General features: G+C 49.9%; 13 protein-coding genes. 7 read left to right on the top strand and 6 right to left on the bottom strand.

The features are described from left to right. Positions 1–630 precede the first annotated feature (630 nt). Together Mal48_RS14220 and Mal48_RS14215 are read left to right on the top strand one after the other, a co-directional pair. Positions 631–4,338: a coiled-coil domain-containing protein gene (locus Mal48_RS14220; RefSeq protein ID WP_145200706.1), complete on the top strand. Its 3,708-nt coding sequence runs from the start codon at positions 631–633 to the stop codon at positions 4,336–4,338. Positions 4,339–4,386: 48 nt separating this feature from the next. After that, complete coding sequence (locus tag Mal48_RS14215; RefSeq protein WP_145200703.1) at positions 4,387–5,802, top strand: DUF1501 domain-containing protein; 1,416 nt, start codon at positions 4,387–4,389, stop codon at positions 5,800–5,802. Between the two features lie 53 nt (positions 5,803–5,855). On the opposite strand, the gene Mal48_RS14210 is transcribed toward Mal48_RS14215, so the two are convergent. The 5 genes from Mal48_RS14210 to Mal48_RS14190 form a co-directional block, all read right to left on the bottom strand. Then, positions 5,856–8,807, bottom strand: coding sequence for a secretin N-terminal domain-containing protein (locus Mal48_RS14210; RefSeq protein WP_197441708.1), 2,952 nt, complete (start codon positions 8,805–8,807; stop codon positions 5,856–5,858). 542 nt (positions 8,808–9,349) lie between these two features. Further along, on the bottom strand, positions 9,350–10,459 hold the full coding sequence (gene menC, locus Mal48_RS14205) for an o-succinylbenzoate synthase (RefSeq protein WP_145200696.1): 1,110 nt from the start codon (positions 10,457–10,459) through the stop codon (positions 9,350–9,352). A gap of 69 nt (positions 10,460–10,528) precedes the next feature. Further along, positions 10,529–10,852, bottom strand: coding sequence for a DUF6793 family protein (locus Mal48_RS14200; protein WP_145200693.1), 324 nt, complete (start codon positions 10,850–10,852; stop codon positions 10,529–10,531). A gap of 356 nt (positions 10,853–11,208) precedes the next feature. After that, on the bottom strand, positions 11,209–13,065 hold the full coding sequence (locus Mal48_RS14195; RefSeq protein WP_231739583.1) for a GspE/PulE family protein: 1,857 nt from the start codon (positions 13,063–13,065) through the stop codon (positions 11,209–11,211). A gap of 296 nt (positions 13,066–13,361) precedes the next feature. After that, the gene (locus Mal48_RS14190) at positions 13,362–14,543 is read right to left on the bottom strand and encodes a type IV pilus twitching motility protein PilT (RefSeq protein WP_145200689.1); all 1,182 of its coding nucleotides are present in this window, start codon (positions 14,541–14,543) and stop codon (positions 13,362–13,364) included. 396 nt (positions 14,544–14,939) lie between these two features. Between Mal48_RS14190 and Mal48_RS14185 the strand changes: the two genes are divergently transcribed. Further along, entirely contained in the window at positions 14,940–15,647 is a 708-nt protein-coding gene (locus Mal48_RS14185) for an FHA domain-containing protein (RefSeq protein WP_145200685.1), read from the top strand. An 89-nt stretch (positions 15,648–15,736) separates the two neighbouring features. Here the strand turns inward: Mal48_RS14185 and Mal48_RS14180 are convergent, their stop codons facing one another. Further along, complete coding sequence (locus Mal48_RS14180) at positions 15,737–17,284, bottom strand: sulfatase (RefSeq protein WP_197441707.1); 1,548 nt, start codon at positions 17,282–17,284, stop codon at positions 15,737–15,739. A 1,096-nt stretch (positions 17,285–18,380) separates the two neighbouring features. Here Mal48_RS14180 and Mal48_RS14175 point away from each other — a divergent pair. From Mal48_RS14175 to queF, 4 genes are all read left to right on the top strand, one after another. Then, positions 18,381–19,544: a serine/threonine protein kinase gene (locus Mal48_RS14175; RefSeq protein ID WP_145200679.1), complete on the top strand. Its 1,164-nt coding sequence runs from the start codon at positions 18,381–18,383 to the stop codon at positions 19,542–19,544. Between the two features lie 416 nt (positions 19,545–19,960). Further along, on the top strand, positions 19,961–20,548 hold the full coding sequence (locus tag Mal48_RS14170) for an RNA polymerase sigma factor (protein WP_231739581.1): 588 nt from the start codon (positions 19,961–19,963) through the stop codon (positions 20,546–20,548). Positions 20,549–20,619: 71 nt separating this feature from the next. Then, positions 20,620–22,146: an anti-sigma factor family protein gene (locus tag Mal48_RS14165; RefSeq protein WP_145200676.1), complete on the top strand. Its 1,527-nt coding sequence runs from the start codon at positions 20,620–20,622 to the stop codon at positions 22,144–22,146. Between the two features lie 362 nt (positions 22,147–22,508). Further along, positions 22,509–22,874 (top strand): preQ(1) synthase, encoded by a 366-nt coding sequence (queF, locus tag Mal48_RS14160; RefSeq protein WP_145206210.1) that lies wholly within the window; start codon positions 22,509–22,511, stop codon positions 22,872–22,874. The last annotated feature ends 213 nt before the right edge of the window (positions 22,875–23,087 follow it).

Genomic DNA, 23,087 nt, shown 5'->3' with positions numbered 1-23,087 from the left:
GCTTTTTGTCCGTGAAGATTGCTTTTCATGTAATGAATCACTCATCTCCACAAGTCCGTTCGCGTTCATCTATTTTTTAAGCTGATTTAGAATTCTCATATTCCTGCTTCATCAATAAAACTAGAACTGATCCTGAAACTTGAAATTGCTCTCTCAAACGTTGAGGAAAGCGACCATTCCAGTAGTTTTCGGACTGGTTCTAAAACAGGGGTCCGGGTTCATGAGAATTCCTGATCGTTTCCTGATCTGTTGACCTGAACAAAACCGCTCATCGCCGACGATTCGGCAGTATGACATTGGTTCCCGGTCCAGGAGGCGTGCTCCTGTTCCCAGTCCCGATGTCGTGAGAGCACTTCTGTTGAAATGAGAAATCTGCTCAAGTGGGATCAGTTCCTGAATACTATCGCCATTGCAGGAGCAACTTGAGTCAAAAGGTCAGTTTCTCTGACTGTGCCAAGATGAATTTAGGCAACATGTCCTAAAACCGGAACAGTTTACCCCACCTGTGATGGATTAAATTGTTGATGAGGTTGGATCGATTGAAACCAGGCTGTCATCATCCGCAAAATCGGGTAAGATTAACATGCGATCTTTGATGGGTGTTCCCTTGCAGAGTTCAGGAGAGACAGTATGTCCGATGCCCGTTTGCTCCGACGTCTGGATGAAGTTGTCGCGAGGATGCGACGTTTAAGAGCGATTAAAGCATCTCTCGTATGCTGGACGGTTTTAGCGATCGTGCTGCTGGGAATGTTGATCGACGGCCAGCCACGAATCGAGCTTCTGAAAGCGATCCTCGTTTGTATCCCAATCTCGATTGTTTCTTCAATCATCGTGGGGCGAGCAAAAGCGACCGACCGATCAGAAGCGGCCTTGTTACTAGAAAACGAGTTTCCGGAACTGGATTCGATGCTTCTGGCAGCGTTGCGACAAAGCCCAGCTATGGGCCGCTGGGAACTGAACTATTTGCAGTCCGAAGTGATCACCAATGTTTTGCAGCACGAACGCAATCATCACTGGTCGCGAGCTGTGAAATCTTTTTCACCAACGAGATTCTGTCGTATTGCCGCGATGCTGACCTGTCTCTTTCTCGTCCTTGAAGCACCAACGTCTCCACCACTTTCAAGCTCAGAGCAACAAGCTGATCAGGTTGTCGAGGAAGTTCTCGACTTGCAGACACCGATTGAGATTAGCGTGGATCCTGGTGACGCCGAAGTGGAACGCGGAACGAGTTTACTTGTCCTCGCTCGGTTCGGGGAGCGCTTGCCGGTGGATGTTACCCTCGTCGCTGTTGATCAGAACGCGAACGAAATTCGTGTCCCCTTACAAAAGAGTCTCGATGATCCTGTCTTCGGCGGTCGAATTCCTGAAATTGTTCGAGATCTGACTTATCGCATTGAATATGATCAGCAGAACTCGGATGAGTTTTCCGTCACCACTTTCACCTACCCGGAACTCTTGAAAGCGGATGCAGAAATTCAGTTCCCGGACTACACAGGACTTGATGCCGAAACGATTGAAAATGTTCGACGCTTAAGTGTCGTCGAGGGAGCCAAGATTAACTTTGAGTTCGAATTGAACAAAAATGTGAAGTCAGCAGCTTTTGTCGATGACGATGGAAACCGGCTTGAGTTGGAGACTGCACAGCCAGGAACCAATCAGCTTGCTCTCGATTGGGCCTCTTCAAAGCCGGGCAAACAAAAATTTCGGTTAGTTCTGACTGATGAAAACGATCGCAGTAATCGAGATGCTCCCGAGTTTGTGATTCAAGTTCTTCCGAATCAACCGGCAAATCTGAAAGTTGCCTTTCCTGCTCGTGATGTCCGGGTTTCTCCGCTAGAAGAACTGTCGCTGCAAGCGAACGCGTCGGATGATTTCGGATTAGTGGAGTACGGACTTGTCTATGAAACTCCCGATGGAAAACAGGCTGGGATGGTACTGGGAGAGAAGGCCGGGAAAAATGAAAAGGCCACGATGGACCACCTGTTGCACTTAGAGCAACTGAAACTCAATCCCGATCAACTCATCTCGTACTATTTCTATGCTGACGATATTGGACCGGATGGGGAGCAGCGTCGAGCATTCAGCGACATTTTTTTCTCCGAAGTCAGGCCTTTTGAAGAAATCTTTCGAGAAGTCCCTGCGAACCAACAACAGCAGCAACAGCAACAGCAGCAACAACAGGATGGAACTCAATCGGGAAAACTACTTGAAGTTCAGAGGCAAATCGTCACGGCTGCCTGGAACCTGATTCGATCTGAGTCGCGAAAGGAACCTTCTCCGAAGTTTGCTGAGTCAACGGAAGTCCTGTTTGAATCGCAAGAACAAGCGATCACGATGGCAGAAGAGTTGATGGAGAAGATCGACGATGAGCAAATGAAAGTTCATCTCGTCGAAGCAATGGAGTTGATGACCTCGGCCTCTCGGCACTTCGCAGGTGCGTTAACCAAAAATGATCTCGAGCTCCTCCATGATGCACGCTCGAAAGCTCAGGAAGCCTATCAGGGATTGCTGAAGCTGAACTCGAGAGAAAAGAATGTCCAGCAGTCTCAACAGTCGCAAAGTCAATCTCAGAGTTCAAGTCAGCAAGATCGTAACCGACAAATGAAGGCCCTCGAGCTGAAGAATGATCGTGACCGGTACGAGACCGAACGGCAAGCCCAACAACAGCAGCAACAACAAGAACAGCGTGAAACGTTGCAGGTTCTTAATCGATTGCGAGAACTGGCCCGACGCCAAGAAGATCTTAATGAGAAAATTCGTGAATTGGAGAACAAGCTTCGAGACGAAACCGATGCAAAACAGAAAGAAGAATTGAATCGCGAATTGAAGAGACTTCAGGAAGAACAAGAGGAGCTACTCCGTAATCTCGATGAACTCAAAGAGCGGATGAGTACTGAAGAAAACCGCGAACGTATGGCCGAAGCACGCGAAAAGGTCGACGAAACTCGAGAGCGTGTCCGACGTGCAGCGGAGTCTCTCAAAGAGCAACAAACCTCGAAAGCATTGACAGAGGGGACACGCGCGCAACGCGAACTCAATGAGCTTCAAGAAGAATTCAAAAATCAAACGGCCAGCCAGTTTGCCGATGCGGTCCGTGAACTCCGGAAGGATGCTCGCGAGCTTTCTGAGAACCAGCAAGAAATTGCAAATGCCATGAATGGCGAGGAAAAAAGCAACGAACCACCAAAGCAAAAATCATTGCGACCGGCGGAAGAGTCGAAAGATCGCGAAGAGATAGCCAAAGCTCTCGAAGCTCAAAAGGAACGCTTAGGAGGCCTCCTTGATCGGACTAAGGAACTCGTTGAAGAATCAGAAAATACCGAGCCGCTTCTCTCTCGAAAACTGTACGACACGATGCGAGACCTTCGCAAATTCGAACCAGAAGAGGCACTCGAAGGAGCGGCTCAATTGCAACGCTACGGAATCGAAGAAGAAGCGAAGAAGGCTCAGGCTCAGGCCCAGCAGGGGATCGAACGCTTACAGCAGGGAGTCGAAGAAGCTGCCGAATCAATTCTTGGCGATGAAGGTGAAGCCTTGGCAGCTGCCAGTGAAGTTCTCGATGAACTGACACGTGCCATCGAAAACGAGCTTCGCGATAATGGAGCGGAGAACTCGAAAGCGAGCGACAATCAAACAGGGCAGGACAATGCTGAGCAGAAGCACCCCGGTCAAAAAACGGGACAACAATCAGGAAAGTCGGAGCAGACACCAGAAGATAGTAATCAGCCTGGTGGCGAAAATGTCCCGGCGGAAGCTCCAGTGACAAGTCAGGATGACAACCCTTCACGGGATGGAAAGCCGAGCCCGAAGTCTACCGAGAGTACCCCGAATCCTGAGGGTCAGCAACCGGGACAGCAACCGGGACAGCAACCGGGGCAGGGCTCACAATCAGGACAGGATCGTCCTAATCTTGGCCAGCAACTTGGGAACCTGTTTCAGGAAGGAGGAGCCCAAAACGGAGGCGGGGACGGTCCACAACGTCCACTCACTGGAGATGACTACAAAGAATGGTCCGATCGAATGCGAGATCTCGAAGAGATGGTTACCAGCCCGGAATTGCGTACGCAGGTTGCAACGATTCGCGAACGTGCTCGGCAAATGCGGATCGACATGAAACGGCACTCAAAAGCTCCTGACTGGGAATTGGTCCGCACATCGGTGTATGGTCCAATGGTCGAATTACAGCAGGAAATCGCTGAAGAAATTGCTCGACGTGATCCGAATGAAGAACTGGTACCGATCGACAGAGATCCAGTTCCCAAGAAATATGCGGATCTTTTGCAACGTTACTACGAAGAGTTAGCCAAGCAACGACGACCAGTCGAAGCAACTCCGTAATAAAGATGCTTCGAAGAAAAGCACACGAATTTTATCAACAATATTTTCATGCAATCATCATTTCAAAATCCGCTGAATCGGCGTCAATGGCTGACGCAATCTGCCCTTGGATTTGGGGCAGTATCGCTCTCCGCCTTAAACTGGCAGCAGTTGCAGGCAGAGACCTCATCAGGTGAGCAGAAATCTTATCTGCAGTACCCGCAGCGTGCGAAGAATGTCATCTTTCTTTACATGGACGGAGGGCCGTCGCAGGTCGACACCTTTGATCCCAAGCCGCTTTTAACGAAAGAGAACGGCCAACCGTTCAAAATGAAAGTTCAGCCAACTCAGTTTGCAAACAATGGCTCGACACTCGGCTCGCCTTGGAAGTTCAAACAACATGGTGAGAGCGGTCTTCCGGTGAGTGAGCTGTTTCCGAATGTGGCGACATGTGTCGATGATCTTTGTGTGATACGTTCAATGACTTCGGAATTCCCCGAACATACCGGGGCAAACTATTTCCTTCACACAGGGCATGGTTTACAAGGCCGCCCCAGTATGGGGGCGTGGGTGACCTACGGTTTGGGGACTGAAAGCCAGGAGCTTCCCGGTTTTGTGGTCTTGAATAGTGGTCTGATTCCACCGGGAGGGCTGGCCTGCTTTGGCAGTGGATTTCTTCCAGCGACCTTTCAGGGATCGGTCTTCAAAGAGGGCGCAACCCCGGTTGCAGATATCTTACCGAAAAATATCTCAAAGGCTGCTCAGTTGCGAAAACTTGAACTGATGCGAAAGATGGATCGGAGCTTATTGGCTCGGGAGGGGCGTCACGATGCGATTGAGTCTGCAATTTCAAACTACGAACTCGCATTTCGAATGCAGTCTGCAGTTCCAGAATTGATGGATTTGTCTCAGGAATCTGAGGCAACGCAAAAAATGTATGGCTTGCAAGCTGACTGGGCAGGAACCAAAACCTTTGGGCAAGCTTGTCTGGTTGCTCGCAGGATGGTCGAGCGTGGTGTTCGCTTTATTCAGCTGACGTGTCCCGGCGGAGCGGGAGATCGGTGGGATCAACATTCAAAGCTGGTCGACGGACACACGAAAAATGCCCGGTCTGTCGATCAGCCGATTGCGGCACTTCTCCAGGATTTGAAACGGCGTGGCCTACTCGATGAGACGCTCGTCATTTGGGCAGGCGAGTTCGGGAGAACACCTTTTGCACAAGGAGCGGATGGCCGAGATCATAATCCATTTGGGTTCTCAATTTGGATGGCTGGCGGTGGAGTCCAGGGAGGCATCAGCTACGGAGCGACCGACGAATACGGTTACCATGCGATTGAAAATCGCCTTGAGATGTACGACCTGCATGCCACGATTTTGCATCTGCTCGGGATCGAGCATACTGCTCTGACAGTGCGTTACAGCGGCAGGGATATGCGACTCACCGATGTCCATGGAAAGATTGTCCATGATATCGTCAAGAGTTGAGACAGGCTGAAGCGGGCGGGAGAGCTTCAATTTCGGTTTGATGAAGCGATCAGTCACTCACTTGAGGGCTGAGCGTTGTTGTTTTGGCCAGGTTGAGGACTCGCTGGGTTCGCGTTGTTGTTCTTGCCTTTTCGATTTGCTCCTGTCGTTGAAACGCTTAACTTTCCACCAATTCCGAAGGACTGGTGCAGCCGGTCTCGAAGAAAGGATGGGCTGATTCCGGGGTTCACTGAAAGAACTTTGACAGAATTGTCAGGTTTGGCGGCAACATCAAGAGTTTCGATCAATTCAGTAATTCCCTCGATAAGTCCGCTGGCTGCGGAGACGACAAGCGTGTTGGAAACTTCGTCGACACCAATCGAAAGCAGCCCTTTGAACTTGATCGGCTCTTGTGGTTGGTCTGCTTCTTTCTTCTCTTCATTGTTCCGAAACGGGGCAAACGTAATTCCTTGTGAGGATGGCTGTTGTTGATTCTGGCCATCTTTCCCTTTGGTTTGCAGAGCAGGGTCATTGGCGCTCAACAAGTCTCGATAGACAGCCTTCACGGTTTCTGAAATGACAGCAGCTTGCGAGAATTCGATATGGAAGATTTTGGTGACGCGGATCGATTGGGGGTCACTCGATTCCGGTCGATCGTAAATTTCAAGGAGCTCTTCAATAATCGCCAGTTGTTGAGCGGTCGCACCTTGAACGAGCAGCGTGCGAGAATCGTCGTCTGAAATGATTTTTAACTTTCTTTGTGTCGAGAGACGATCCGGCGATTGTTTATTGAACGTCCGCGTATTTCCGAACCAGTCGAGAATCTCTTCTTCATCTTCTTCCGATGTAAAGAAGTCGTCGAGGAGCAACTCGACCCCAAACGGCCAGGCGTATTTGATTTGATAAATTTTGTAGTCAGGAGATTTTGGAGCGAGTTCGGCAATGAGATACTCCAACTCATCGAGCGCTTCGGTATCCTCAGATCGGATTTGAAGTCGCCCATCGGGGAGCTGCCGGATGGTGATCGGAGCGGGCGTGACTTCTGATTCTGCGAGTGGATGCTGGTCAAATTGGGGTCGCTGAGCAAGGTCTGATTGCTCAGGAAGAGTTTGGGTATGTTCAGTTTGGGTTGGCTGAGTTTGGGCGAGCTCAGCTGTTTTCAGCTCAGATGCTAAGTGAATTGCGGTTTTTGAATTCAAGTGAACTTCATTCTGCTTCTGCTCGATTGGCTTTTGGGCAGCTGGCTTTTCAGAATTTTCTTTGGAAGTTTCGATGTTGAGCTGGTTCTGTTTGTTCCGCTGCCAGACTCGTTCGACTTCTTCCAAAAGTCGTTCTGCATTTTCATCGGAGTAAAGATCGACTGTTCGCGATCTCGCGGGGTTGGATTTACCTGCTGGGAACTCTCCCATTTTGATGAGCAGGTTGTCGATTTCTCCTCGTTCCGATTCATTCGCCCACACGAGGAGGCGATTGTTCTCGACATCTGCATCGACTCGAAATGGACGTTTGTCTTTCGTGGTCTCTGACTGATTCCCGCGGTAACTTCCGTAGTACCCATAGTACCGGGATCGCGAATTATCTTCTTCCTCCTCTTCTTCACCCAGCATGTACTGAATGGTTCCAGCGACATCGCGGGCACGTAATCGTCTTAATGTCACCACATGAAACTGACGGCTGCTTCCATCGAGTCGGTCAACTAATGATTGAATCGTGACATGGTCAGCGAGCGATCCATGCACAATGATGGCATTGTTTTCCGAATCGACTTGAATCTTGGATGTTGGGGAGAGGTCGCCAATTTCTGAAAGGATCTTGACGAGTGGGTCCGGCTTTAAAGTCGACAGACGATAGACTTTCATTCCGTCCAGATTTTGGAGGATATGTTTCGTCGGATCAGAAGCGACATCCATCGCCTTAATCGTTTGGGCAATGATCTCCATTTTGTCTGGGGAGGCGTGTGCCAGAATGCTGTTTTCGCGTTCGTTGAGAACCAGCTTTGGCTCTGTTTCTTCTTTTCCTTTGGCGCCTGAAGAGTTTCCTCGCTGTTGCTGTTGTTGCTGCATCCGTTGCAGTTGCTGCATGATTTGTCTGCTTGAACTTCCGGAAATATCATTGGAGTCACCGGAGAGTGACTCCGGTTGTCGCAAACCGAGAATCCCATACAACGATCCAATCACGTCGACCGCACGAACATGTTTCAGCTTGAACTCACGAACAAGTCCTCCATCGGAATTGGATTTCCTTTGCTCTGTTGTGAGCAGGTTGTAAACCTCTTGCAGGTTTGCCGCCACGTCGACTGCCTCTAGTCGATTGACCGATGTGATTGCATGTAACTTCCCATTGGGGCTGAGCATTGGCTTCAGTTGCTCAACAGCCTCATCCGCCAGAATCCAATCAAGTGGCAGAGAGACTTTCACAAATTCGTGTGGCAGACACTGGTTGAGGTCTTCTGCCTGGACTCGAGGAACGAGCCCCGGATTGAGAGTTGAGATTTTGGCAACCGAGAGAAGTTCGTCGTGGACTAAAAGAGTATATCCGCGAGCCAGCAGATGCCGATTGATCATGTCGCGTGCTTCTGCGGCGGAGTAAGTCCGTTGAGTTCGTAGATTGACGTAATCGCCGGGGAGTTCCTGCCAATCGAGGTTGAGGTGTGAGTAGCGGGCCAGCCAATCCAGAACGACGGGCCACGGAGTTCCATGGAAGTTAAACTTCACCGTCCCTTCTGAGTCTAAGTCGATGGGAAGGGGCTGTTCGAGCGGGTCAGGTTTGTAGTCGCTACGAGTGATGGTTTTGGGCGACGCTTTTTGATCGCTACTTTCTTTTTTGTCTTTCTCGTCAGCCTTCTCCGCTGGTTTGCCATCTTTCCCAGTAGAAGGTGGCCCGGAAGTCGGCTTCCCTGCTGGCTGCGATGACGGCGCAGGGCGGGCTGATCGAGAACTCTGCTCGACAACGACCCCTTGAGCAGGTAGTGACTCAGCAGCAATCAAGCAAACGCCAATGACCAAAAGCAAAACCTTGATTTTCACTGTTCTCTTCCCGTACAAGACTTGAAATCCCGGATGTTTTGGCCTCTGAAGCATTTTTTTGCTCTAACAAAACCTGAAAGAGAGCTCCGGAACTCCAGTGTTCCAGTTCGATTTCACTCGTGTTACTTGCGGGTTTTAGAACACTTTCGTGTTTCTTGTGTCCGCGAATTGAGCGTCTTGTCAGGTGATTGCCTGTGTGCTGATTGGCTGTGTGCCCATGAAGAACGCGTTTCTCTCGAACCAGTCCGACAACTCCTGAAATTACCGCCTTTCTCAACGTTTGAGCGAGCGATATCAGGTATTCGGATCAGTTCTAATGAAATCGATGTTCGTCACGAGGCACTAACCGAACACCGATTTGAAAAATGCTGTAGGAGACTCCCAGGCCGTTATTTCGGCCCTAAACCGTCATCTCAGCGAAGCGGTCTATCTATGGTACGATGGAAAGACGCCCTATCGATAGAAGAATTCCTGAAAATTTGTGTTATTCACGAACTCCACGACCGGTACGACTCCCCATACCGTCATGACCGCACAAGTGGTCAACGGATAACAGCTGATTGGACGGTGCATTGACTCAAACGTTCAGGGTGTGGAGTCGGGAGAGGGTGCATAGCGCGGACGCTTGGAATTCCGTGATGGTCTTTCTCAATCGTGATGGGAACCGATCCTAGATCCGTTTTGTAATAGTTTGAACTGGGGAAAATATCAGCGGGATAAGAGAAGTTTTCAAGCATTCCCAGAGAGATACAAATTGCCCCCCCTACGGAACTCTCCAGCATTCCACCGACCCAGCAGGGAATGCCGGCATCTTCACAGTCGTTGTGAATTTTGATCGCATTGGTGATTCCGCCGACGCGCCCCGGTTTGATGTTGATGTACTGACAGGCCTTCAATTCGATCGCTTTTCTCGCTCGCTCAGGCGATGAAATACTTTCGTCCAGGCAAATTGGAGTCCTCAACCTTGACTGAAGTTTGGCGTGGTCATGCAGATCATCAAAGCTGAGTGGCTGTTCGATCATTGCCAGGCCGAGTGAATCGATCTCCTCAAACAAGCTGAGGTCTGCGAGCGTATACCCGCTATTGCAATCGATGTGAAAGACTGTCTCCGGGAATTCATCGCGAACCGATCGAAGCATCGGGAGATCCCAGCCGGGGCGGAACTTCAACTTGATTCGCGGAAATCCTTCAGCGACCGCTTGATGGATCAGATCGAGCAGTTCTTCAATCGAGTCCTGCACTCCGAAGTCGGCTCCGACAGGGATGCAATTTCTATTGGCACTAAACAATTGGTGTAAGGGTTGTTCAGAGAGTTTCGCGTGCAGCGTCCACCATGTGTTATCAATCAACGCTTTGGCGAAAGAGTTGCCTTTGTAAATCGAGAGTGCTTGTTGAATCTCTTCGCCAGAATTGAACTCTTGCCCGAGGACTCTGGGAGCCAGCCAGCGTTTCGCTGTCTCGAAAATTCCACCAGCCCATTCCGGGCTGTAACAGGGAGCAGCCAGCGGACAACTTTCCCCCCATGCCTCGGTTGAACCAGAAGTCATCCGGCACAGGACCGACTCCACAACCGAGTCTTCTCCATACGCTGTCCGCCAGGGCGTGATCAGTGGGAGGGCGACATGAAAGATCTCGATGCGGTCAATAATCACATCGACCTCCTTATTATCGACGCAGGGACATTTGCCGAGGCGTGTTTTTGAATGCTGCTTTCTGGCCTGTTACCAACCGAGAGACATGTTGCTTTCGATCGCGAGTTGAGCTTCGTGTAAGTCGACTCCGGTTTCCTGGCGATACAACCGGATAGCATGAACCTTATCTCCCGAAGCTTTGGAGAGGCAGTCGCGAGCGACTTCACAAGGAGTGACTGAGGATTCAATTCCGAGGAGACGTTTTGAAATGACCCAAACATCTCGTGGACGTTGAAGGACTCGCCTCACCGCTTCATCAGGGTAGTGCTCTTGAGCGAGTTGGATTGCTTCCTCGTCATTGGCCGCCCAGCCGACCATGATGTGTGCATCTGTTTCAATTTCAAAGAGCGGCATCGCGAATCCAATGCAAGAAGGTGGAACACAAAACTTTGCTAAATCCTCGGGGGGAGTCTAGTTTTGTGGGTGTGGATTCGACAACTCCGTAACCAAAATCTCGATGTAAAAAAGTGCCTGGCTTGTAAGGTAATTCAGCTGAGTCATGATGAATCTGGAGATCACATGAACACCGGGAGAATTGCACTTTCGTAGCTGATGGTGCCCGTGAATGTCACTTTCGTGACATCATGGACTGCTCGCTACGTAATAGAACGCGTCCATCATTCCCCAAAATGCTCACGATCAGCCAATCTTTTCTTGGCTCGGACTCAAGTGGTTGCGGGCTCCTCGCTGCGGATTGCTTTTCGAAGCTTCTACTTGACGACGCGGCTAATTTCGTCAACGGAGGTGAGTCCCCGGACAACAAGCCGAAGGCCTTCTTCCTGCATGTAAAGCATCCCGTTTTTGCGGGCTTCGTTTCGAATGGCAGACATATTCGCAGCATCGCGAATCATGTCTCGAATTCGTGGTGTGATGATCAGCATCTCAAATACGCCCACACGCCCCAGATAACCGAGTCCATTGCACTTCGTACAGATTGAGGTCGGTTTCGTGGGAGGACGATAGAACTCTTTGATTTTTTCTGGGGGTAAGCCAACCGCCTTAAGAAGTTCTGCCTTGGGTTTATAGGCTTCACGACATTTTGTACAGAGGCGACGGGCCAGGCGTTGAGCAAGAATTGCAGAGATTGATGTCGAAATCATAAACGGCTCAACGCCCAGATCGAGCAAGCGATATAAAGCGGTGATGGTGTCGTTTGCGTGGACAGTTGAAAAGACCATGTGCCCGGTGTTCGCGGCCTGGCAGGCAATTTTGGCGGTCTCTTCATCGCGGATTTCCCCGATCATGATGACGTCGGGATCTTGTCGGAGAATGCTGCGCAGAGACTGGCCGAATGTGTTTCCAGACTTTGTGTTCACTTCAATTTGAGTGACGTTGTCCATCTTGTATTCAACGGGATCCTCGACGGTGATGATGTTTTTTTCGTAGCTGTCGATTCCGTTGATGCAGGCATACAGCGTTGTTGATTTTCCCGCACCAGTCGGGCCGCAAACGAGCATCAATCCGTGTGGCTGAACGATTGTGCTTTCAAGCTCGCGTTGCAGTTGTTTCCTCATTCCCAGCCCCTCGATCGTTCCGACGGAATTGGTCTGGTCAAGGATACGCATGCTCAACTTTTCGCCGTGTCGCGTTCCTTGTGAAGCAACACGAAAATCGATTTCTCGACCTTCCACAATTGCACCAAACGAGCCATCTTGTGAACGTCGTTTTTCGGTGATATCAATTGCACACAAAACTTTGAAGATGTTGACGATGGCATCGCCGATCGCTTTGTCGAATGGTTCGGCAGGGTACATGACGCCGTCGATTCGGATTCGTACAGAGAGTTCGTCGTCTTTGGGTTCCAGGTGGATGTCGGTTGCGCGTCGCAGCAGTGCATCGTAAACGAGTTCCTTGGCAGCGACGTATCCTCGGGACGATTCGACTTGGCGAGTGCGGTTGTCGTCACGCTGACCCGATTTCGTTTTTCCCATAAACTTGATCGGCGGACCGGAGGCTGTGTCAGTCTTCTCTCGTCCACCAATGTTGATGCCAACCTTGGCCAACTGGCGGCGGGACCATTTGGTCAAGTGATCTCGCGTCATCACCTTGCGTGAGTCTGGAACGCGGCTGTTTCTCTCTACGATATAAAATCCAAGCGGAGATCCGATTGATGCCAGCATCACAAAAAAACCAGCAGCAAAAACCGGGACGCAAAGGACTGCAGGAAAAGCAGCCACACCTCCCATGAGCATCAAGCTATTCCAGAACGGAGGGCGGACTTGAAGGCCGCGACTATCTTCATGGACCCAGTTCATGTAGTGAAGCCAGAACGCCAGAACGGCAATCAAAACGACAAGCTTCACGACGGAAAGATACATTCCAACCTGAGGTGCCACTCTGGTTTGGAGACCGTGGTCCGGCCGAGAAGGGACCACATTTCCACGAGCGAAACCATCGTGAGGCTTCGGGTGTTTTCCCACCGATGTTATCGATTGCTGTTGAGCGGGGAGTGTTCCTCCCTGATTAGGAGGTGGCGCTGACGCTGGTTGTTGAGCCAACCCAGCTTGCGAGAAGCTCAGGAGGGACAGCATCCCCAGTGTGATGATTATTGATTTCAACGAATTCACAGCTTCGATTCCTTCTCCGACATGATTTCATCTGTTCGTGGTGAAAGTCGTTGAAATACTTGATAAGACTTCAGCGACTGCTCTCGTTCACTGAAAGTCAGTGAAGTTCTACTTTGGCATGCATCAGTTTCGAAAGTACGAATCAATTCGCGACAACTTTTTCTGCGAGTCGAACTGAACGAACAGACCTGATTGGTGGAACTGTTCGTTCAGACGCTCTTCACAAGTCCACGGTTCAATCTCTGTTTTGATTTCAAAACGAACATTCGAGGTGTGACGCCAATTCGAAGGACGCTCTAAAGAATCGCTGGACCTTTCACATCGATTCCCTTGATCATCATCTTGAGTTCTTCCACGTTCGGCGAAATCTCGAATGCAGCCTGACGGCTGACTAACTCACGATCGACAAACGAATACAATGAATCATTAAACAACTGCATTCCTTCGTCTTTTCCAAGACGAATGGCAGCCGAGAGCTTTTCGTCTGAAGCTTCGAGGATCAGCTTTCTGACTGTGGGGTTGAATCGCATGATTTCCACAATCGGAACCCGTGATGGTTGATCCACAATTGTCTTTAGCAGTTTTTGACCGACAATCGCTTTCATGTTCATCGCCATACTCGCTCGAATGGCGCTATGCATGGATTGTGGGAACAAATCCAGAATACGTTGAATCGTTCCCGGAGCACTTGAGGCGTGAATGGTTCCGAAGACCAAGTGACCGGTTTCCGCGGCATGGATGGCGGTTTCGAAGGTTTCCATGTCTCGCAATTCCCCCACCAGAATGATATCCGGATCTTCACGGACAGCATGCTTCATGGCGATGCTGAAGTCCTTGACGTCCATCCCGATTTCACGTTGATTGATCAGGCATTTGTCAGGGGTGTAGATGAATTCAATCGGATCTTCAATTGTGAGGATGTGCTTGCGGTACTGTTTGTTGATCCAGTCGAGCATCGAGGCAATCGTTGTTGACTTACCTGACCCAGTCACCCCGGCGAGCAATACCATTCCCTGATCGTACTTACAAAGTTCTTCCATGACCGGCGGGAGGAACAATTTTTCAAACGGGGGAATCGTTTGCTCCACTTTACGAGCGACCATTCCGGGCAAGCCGAGTTGCTTGAACAGATTCACACGAAACCGCCAGTCACTTCCACCGTCTGAGACGATGTGAGCGAAATCGGCTCCACCCTCTTCTTCGAAAATTCGCTTGTTGCGATCGTCCATGACTTCATAGAACATCGCCCACAACTGTTCTTCTGTGAGCGGTGGCATGCTGAGTTCGCGGATTGCACCTCGCACGCGAAGCATCGCAGGTTTGTTTGTCTGAAGATGCAAGTCGGATGCTTCGTGTTTGATTTGAAGCTTGAAGAGCTTGTTAATCTCCGGTTCGACTCCTTTGATCTTCCATTCGGCAGGGCCATCTTTAAGTGGTTTTGTATCCGTTGCGGGAGCCGCGGTTTTCGTGGCAGACATTTAGTCACTCCAAGTCAAAACAGCAAATCAATTTCGGGATGTATCTGAGAACGATAGAAATGAGAGAGAAGTTCGAATTTCAATGACTGCTTCGGCAGGGCCGTTTGTCCCGTGTGAACACAGTTTGCCTTAACAGAATCTGCTCAAAGTATAGCAATGACAGAGACTTCCTGAAAATGGAGTGTGCCACCAAGGCGGGAATCCATCAAATCCGGAGTTCCGATTAGAAGAATTATTGACATTTTTCCGGTGCTGGACAAATTTCCCCTAACGAACCTCTTTTCGAGGGGCCGATCTAGGAGATGTGGTGGTCCTTTCCACCAAGGATGGATTGCGCTCCTCTTTTCTGACAAGAGTGATGAGCAATTCTGTGAATGGATGAACAGAGGCTGTGCGATGAGTTCAACCGACTCGCCTGAACGTCAATTTTCCCTCCGCATTGAGCGTGGACGGACGAAGCACCCGGAACGCCCAATTGACCAGGAGCGATTTCTGATCGGAGCGGGGAGTAATTGCCACCTTCAGCTGGGAGGAGAAATGCCAATTCTCCATAGCGTGATCATCCCAGTGGAGGCCGGTCTCTGGATTGATGCGGTTGTCCAAGAACCACAGCTCCTCGTGAATCGATCTCCGGTTCGGGAATCTGCACTTCATAAAGGTGACTTGGTCGAGATCGGCGATTTCGTTTTTGTGGTCGATGAGAGAACACTGGGCAGTTCTGAAAATGTCGTTGAAGATGACAGCAGCGAGAATGTTGAGGACGAAAACGTAGATCTTCGAGAAATCTCCGCAGAGGATCTCATTGATCTGCTTGGCGAAGAGATTCGAGCGATTGAAGAGGTCGAAGCTGCTCAGGTCAGTGGAGCGGATGCGCTCATGGAAGCCGCCGAGCAGACCCAGGATCAGCAATCGATTGATTCGCTTGCTGCAGAGTTGGAAATCCGTTCAGCTGAACTCGCCAAGCGTGAAGAATTGTTGTCGGAGAAGGCATCGCATCTTCAGAAAGCTCAAGGGCGACTCGAAAATTATCTTCAGCAGTTGACCGCTCAAGCTCAACAGGAAACTGACAAGGACGGCGATAATCCGTTTCGGAAGACTGCATAAAGTCAGCATGAGTCGAGATGGCATTTGAGAACACTCCGCAATCTCGCTGCCGGATTCTGATTTGTGGTCTGAACCTGCTGAGGTACCGGTTATTCAATCCCGTTCGCTTTTAAGTGTTTCTCAAACCAGGCGTTGACCGGAGCAGGACTTGTGGCGGGGTGATACGGAGCTTCGTCTTTGGGCATCAGTTTGCTGAGAGCCTGTGCGATATCGTAATTGATCTCCATGGCACGACGATCAAACTGAGCGGGGCCGGCGAGATTCTCGAACTCTTCCGGATCAAATCGATGATCATAAAGTTCGAAAGAACCATCTTCGTAGCGGATCAGACGAATGTTTTCCGTTCGAATTGAGTGGTTCCCTTTCGCGTAGGTCGTCAAAATTCCGATCCGCCAATCTGGGACAGGCTTGCCTTGAATCAAAGGGACAAGACTCACACCTTCATTCGATTCATTTGGCGGTAAGTTGCAGAGTTCAAGAAGAGTCGGGTAAAGGTCGATCAATCCGACTGGTAATGAAGTCGTTTGTGCAAATTCCTGTTCCGGCAATGAAATGATGAGTGGGACTCTCGTGGACTCTTCCCACAAGCTGTGCTTTGAAACACGGTTTTTTTCGCCCAAGTGATAGCCGTGGTCGCTGAAGAGGACAACAATCGTGTTGTCTGCGTGAGGGCTTTCATGAAGTGCCTCCAGGACTCGTCCGACTTGATGATCCATAAACGTGATGCACGCCAGGTAAGCTTGGATACATTTCTTGAATTGCACGTCGTCTTTTTGTTGTAGCCAGCCCAGATTCGGAAACGCGGGCATCTCGTGGATTTTGACACCAATCTCGGGGATGTCATTCTGGTCTTCTTCGCGAACCTTGGGGAGGATGATTTCGTCTAATGGGAAGCGCTCAAACCATTTCTCTGGAACGTAAAATGGAACATGAGGGCGGACCATTCCGACCGCAAGAAAGAAGGGCTTGTCATAGTCCTGATTGAGTTTCTCGATGGCCCAACTGGCCGATCGGAAATCGGGCATCTGTTCGTCTTTTTTCGGGAACGCTCCCCAATCAGTTTGAGTGCCTGAATAGGGAGTCTCAGGCAATTCATAATTAAACCGCCTGCCTTGCTTGGGTTTCGGCCCGAAACCATCCTTCCACCCTCCATATTCATTGAAGGCGAGTTTTTCAGGGTACCCGTGAGTGATTTTGCCCACGCCCATCGTGTGGTAGCCCTGTTTAGAGAAATACTCCGGGAGGAGTTTTCCGCGAAAATGCTGTTGGTCTTCGGCAAGAGCCTTGCCGCGTGGTTGCTGGTAGACACCGGTGCTGTGAGGATACAAACCGGAGAGCAGCGAAGACCTTGACGGTCCACAGATCGGACCTTGGCAGTGAGCGGTTGTGAAGAGTGTTCCACGATCAGCGAGTCGATCAATATTAGGCGTGTGGGCTTGAGGATGACCTTGGAGGCAACCGACCCAGTCATTTAGATCGTCAACAGAAATGAAGAGCACGTTTGGTCGTACTGCTCGCCCCGTTTCATCCACGGTTTCTTCTGCACTGGCTACCGTGGTAGTGGTGAACGCGAGAAGCAGTTGGAGTGTCAGGAAACTGGACATCGCATAGAATTTTAGAAAAGAAGATCGATTCATATTGATCTCAGCAAGCAGTTCATCTCGTGAGGAAAATTTATACAAACTGATCATTCCCAATGTTTTTGTCGCAGGGTTGCTAGATCAGATTTGAAATCATGTACGCACTCAGCCTCGTGGAAGTGAGCGTTTCATCACATGGAAAGCACTCTTTACAAACACCATGAAGACAAATGTCTTCAAAAAACGTCTTAAATAAGGCGTGGCGAGCCTGTTCAGCCCCGTTTTTTGTGGACATCAATTCAACGTTGCCTGAGCCAATGTTGCTTGATCATAGTCATTTCTTCGCATCTGTGTCGTTCTTGAGAACTGCGAAGCAGGTGATAATTATTGAAAGATGGCTAAAATGAATGATTCGTGAACAAAATTCATACGGAGGCAAACTTGCTCTCCTCTGACGTTGCAAGTCGAGCTAAACTATTACATAACCCCGACAAGCTTGGAAGCTGTTCTGAGATCTTGTTTTCGAATGTTCATTCAAGGGTTTGGTAGGTTCGCTCGACATCTCATGGAGTTTGATAAGCAATCAATAGGCTGCGGGAAGCTTGGTGTCACGCAGCGAGTTATGTCCGGCAGGACGTGAGTAGAAAACTGCACTTTCAGTTTTCCGAAACTGTAAGCTTTTTAGTGGTAAAGGTTTTGGGGTGTTCGCAGGTCAAGGATGAGTGCATTTTCAATGCGCGCAGAGCCCGCGAAAATCTTTCATCGGAGTGGTTTCTTGAGGATTGCTGACTGCGATCATGACGCATTCTGTCCAGTTACAGTTATTTTGAGACGTAAGTGTTTTTATGGTCGAAGTTTCAGGCAAATGTGGCCAACGATTCCCGCTACTGAGATAACGGTTTATCCAAGATGATTGACATTTGTTGACGTTAAAGTGATTAGGCCAGCGAGCTCGCAGAATCCTTTGAGACACCTCTTTTTTCAGGTTCAATATGACATTTTGAGCTGAGTTTCGCTCAGAATGTCCTCCACAATCCATAAATGTTTTGCACGTTCATTGGCGTAAAGCGTGCGCGAATCCGAATGGTATTTAACCCGAGGCAGACCATGAAGTCGTGCACGAGTGTGAGCAGAAAGGGTCGTTGTGAACGCGATGAGTGATTCTACGGACAAGACGAAAGAAGATATGGACATCACAAAAGTCTTTAGCCCAGGCGAGCATGAATTGTTCCTTGGCAAGAACCGGGAGGAATCCGCAAGTCGCTTAAATCGACACTATCAGGACATCATTGGCCGACAAGCTGTCTCTTGGGAACAAGTGTATCGACTGAAGAAAGTTCTCGGCTCTGGAGGACAGGGAAGAGTCTTTCTCAGTGAGCGAGAAGGTGCTTTTCAGGTCAGTTTTGACCTCGCCCTGAAGTTCTATCGACCAGATGGCTACGACGATGTTGAGATGTATCGTCGCGAAATGTCACGACTGGCTGCGGTGGCGATGCAGGTTTCGAAAATACAGCAGGATCATATCCTCGACGTTTATAACGTCATTGAATACGAAGGGATCCTGGTTCTCGCTTGTGAATGGATCGACGGGATTGATATGCGCCGACTGTTGTCGCCGACCGTTCTCGAATCGATTCGACACAAAGTGAAGCCAGATCGCTGGGATTACATTAATGACGTCGTCATCACCGACGCCGGTTTTCAATCTCGAATGATGCCGAGCGTGGCGATGGGGATCTTTCGAGAATGTCTGGCGGGGCTCTCTGCACTACACCGGGAAGGTGTGATTCATGCAGATATGAAGCCTGCGAATGTGATGGTCAAACAGACTGGAAACAGCAAGATCATCGACCTTGGATCATCGTTCTCAATCAACGCTCCCCCGGAACGCCCGACGTGGACTTGGAGATACGCACCCGTTGAAGTTCTCCGCGGGGCCACTCACACACCACTTTCAGACTTGGCCAGTTTGGGGTATGTGTTGTTGGAATTACTCTCGGGAAAAGTCCCGTTTGTGGGCGTCACCGACCGGAATGAACTCATCCGCCTGAAAACCGCGACATGGGAGCGGATTCCCGAAATTTTACCAAAGGACCTCGCGAGAAACTCAACGATTGTTGAAATGCTGACCAAAATGATCGCACCAGACCCGGCAGATCGATTCGACTCGCTCGAAGATGCTGATCTTTCAGATGTCGGAGCCGCAGAGATTGTCCGGCAACTGGTCAAGGTCGACATGGACACCGTCGCGACCAACGAAATTCGCGTGCTGATGCAAGAACTCCAGGCAGCTCAGGGTGGTCCCGAGGCTGCATGATTATCACCCATCTCGATACAGATTAGCACCTGTTAGGCATCAAAACGTCAGACTGAAAGCAGTTTGCTCTAGAACCAGTCCTAAAACCTCTGGAAAAGCCGCTTTCCTCAACGTTTGAGAGAGCAATTTCAAGTTTCAGGATCAATTCTGAAGTTACTGTCAAAATTGAGTAAAAGCCAACGGGATAGAGGAGAGCCAGGGATGTCTGAGGCGTCAATCTTCGGAATTTCATGAAATCAGTTCGTTTTCAGGAACTGAAACGTGAGAAAAGTCGTCCAAGAGTCAATCGATGATTGATCTATACGAACGCGAAAAAGACTGAAAATGTGATAAGGACTGTTCCGGAAACTTGAAATTGGCCTCTCAGACCCAGGGAAGATTTTCATCAATAAGGTTTTCGGAGGATACAAAAAAGGGTGAGTGTGAAGTCAGACGATATCCGGCTGATCGAAAAAACCCTGGCTGGGGACAACGAAGCGTTCGGAGAGTTGGTCTTGCGGTATCAGGATCGACTATGCGGTACGCTTGTTCACATGCTGGGCTCGTTTCATGATGCGCGCGATGTCGCTCAGGAAGCATTCCTGTCCGCATTTGAAAAACTCGGAACATTTCGCAAGGAAGCGTCGTTTTACTCCTGGCTGTTTCGGATTGCCTACAACGCAGCTGTGACGAATCGCAGAAAACTGAAACGTCGCGCTGGCTCCCTGGATGCCAGTTATGAACAGACGGGGAATGAACCCGCAGACAACGATCCCACCCTTGAGCCCTCCCACAATTTGCAAACTGAAGAGAAAATCCAACAAGTTCAAACTGCCTTAAATCAGCTAGCACCTGATTATCGGGACTCGCTGATTCTTAAAGAAATGGAAGGCATGAGATACGACGAAATCGCTGCCGTTCTGGGGTGCCCGATTGGAACGGTCCGGAGTCGTATTCACCGGGCAAGGCTTGAACTGCGAGAGATCCTCGAACGAATGACTGAAAAAGAACCCGAGACAACATAACCCTGAAACCAGATCACGGAACACTCGTCATGAGTTGATTCCAATTCGAAAGGCTAAACTGAGTTTTCCCGATGGCGTTACCATTTTCAGAAGATCTGTTATCTGCTTATCTCGATGGAGAAACGAATCCTGAAGAGACCGCGCTCGTGGAGCGCCTTCTCGCGGAACAGCCAGAACTTCAGTCTGAACTCCATCAGCTGACCGACCTCAGCCAGTCAATTCAAGCTCTCCCTCGCATCCCTGCTCCTGATGATTTTGTTCAATCCGTCCTGTCTGAAGTCAATCAACGTCGTCCGGTTCAACCCAAGTCTCCATCTTCCATGCCGGAGGAAAAGTCTCGATCATCTCGTCTCTGGAAGAATGGGTTGATTGCTGCTTCGTTGCTCGTGGCTGTGGGCCTGTTCTCATTGCGGTTACGTGAAGCAAAGATGCCGCTTGAAATGGCCGCGAATTCGGAAATCGGTGATCGGCTGGAAGCTGATTCAGTAGCTTTCACCAACGCCCCAGCCGGCGAAGCTGAGTCGGCATTAAAGGACGCTGGCGCATTGACTTCCGAATCGTCTATCGCTCTGAAGGAAAGTCCACCTTTCCCCTTGGCGTCAATGGAACTCAATTCGGAGACTATTCCTGCTGATGATCTTACGATCGCCGCTGTCCCTCGAGTTGTCACTCTCGATAAGGAAACAATTGCAAATCGTCTCAGCTCACTGAGTGACACTCCCAAGTCGGGAGATGAAGTTTCGGTTGTGGCTATGAATGGCGATTCCCCGATTCTTGTCGACTTTACTGTGATCGATGCTCAGAAAACTTTGGGGCAACTTCAGGTGCTCCTGAAAAATCATTCCGTTCAAGCGGTCTCTGTGGGACAGGATTTCGAATCCAAACTCGATTCGGACCAAAAACTCGTTGCGATTTATTTAGATCTGGATGAGCCAGTTTTCGAGGAAATTCTCAGCCAGGTCAGTGCCATCGAAGCTGTGGTCTTCGTTTCGGAGGAGGCCGAACAGGCAGCGGGCTTAGGACAATCAGGAGAAGCGAAATCCCGAAAGCAGCAGTACTCTTTAACTCGCAGGGACTTCGCTCAACCGATGGCAGCCCGTGGTGTGAAAACATCCCCGGCGGACGGTCATCAGCTGAGAACGCTAGATCGATCGAAGCTGAAATCCTCTCAAGAAAACGAGAGCACATCCAGAGTCAAAACAATCAGTACCGAGCAGCAGTTTCGATTCGATATGAGTTCCGTTCGCGAAACTTCAAAAGCATCGATGTACTCCGATTCAGCTAAGCCGGCACCTGACTCCGCAGAGCCGTTCTTGGAGGAGAACTCTCTTTCTGGACCGAAACCGACCCCACCACCTCCGTCACTTCCGATTCGTGCTACTGGAGGCATGCGGAGAGAGCAGTCAGCAGATCTGAAAAATGCTCCTTCTCCCAGACGTAATGTCTTGGAGGGGACTGAACCTGCGGCCACGAAGCCGATGAGCAAGGCCTCTGCTCAATCGAGAAGCAGCGATGCACCGGGCGCCTCTGCGAAAGAGCAGGAAAATGCCCCGGAACGTATTCGTGCCCTCTTGCTGCTACGCGAAGAACAGGAATGATCAAGACCGGGAAATCGAGCCCTCACGTTTGACGCACCCGTGCCATCTTCTATCCTCCTTCAAGAACCGCGCCGACGCGTGTTCGTTCCTTGATTCCGCTACGATTGAAACACGCATCGACAGAACATTTTCAATGCTTCTCTCGCTCGTAAAACTTGCTTGATACGACATCACCTGCTTGCTGCAAGGCAGCAGTGGAAAACTCATTTTGAATTGTTCGACTAGTTCACTTCAACTGAATTGAGAGCCAGCGAGATCTGCTGAGCAGGATGCCCTCCTGTGGATGCAGTCAAGACGCCTCTCGGTTTAAGTCCAACAGGACGCGAAAAGCTCTCGCTGAATAATTCTGCACAGGAAACATGATGACAGTCCCATCGCAAAATATTCTTGAAACGTTCGAAAATCCATTTCCGAAACGTACTTACACAATCGATACCGTTTGTCCAGAGTTTACGTCGATGTGCCCCGTCACCGGGCAGCCAGATTTCGGGACGTTGACGATCTCCTACATCCCCGACCAGAAGTGCGTCGAGCTGAAGTCGCTGAAACTCTACCTGCAGGAGTATCGCAATCACGGTGCATTCTACGAGCAGGTGACCAACTTGATTCTGGACGCTCTGGTCGCAGCCACCCAGCCACGCTGGATGAAAATCGAAGCAGCGTTCACTCCACGTGGCGGCATTCGTACAACAGTGATCGTCGAGCATCCAGACGCAGCCACTGAGTGATTCAGTGCATCGATACAACCTGTGAATTTCCAGGAATCCGCAAAGTGATTTGACTTGCTGTGTCTCATCCAGCAACAATAAACGACCAGAGTATGTCCAATGTTGTTTTTTGTGTTCTGCCTCGTGGGGAACAGCTTTTGAAGTCATGAAAGTGAACTTCACGGGTACGAAAAGCATTGAAAATGCTCTTGAGCAGACCTAAATATTTCTAAG

Origin of the sequence: Thalassoglobus polymorphus, assembly GCF_007744255.1 — a bacterium.
Classification (GTDB): Bacteria; Planctomycetota; Planctomycetia; order Planctomycetales; family Planctomycetaceae; genus Thalassoglobus; species Thalassoglobus polymorphus.
Note: the sequence above shows the minus strand (reverse complement) of the source record. Positions and strands in the feature narration are given on the sequence as shown.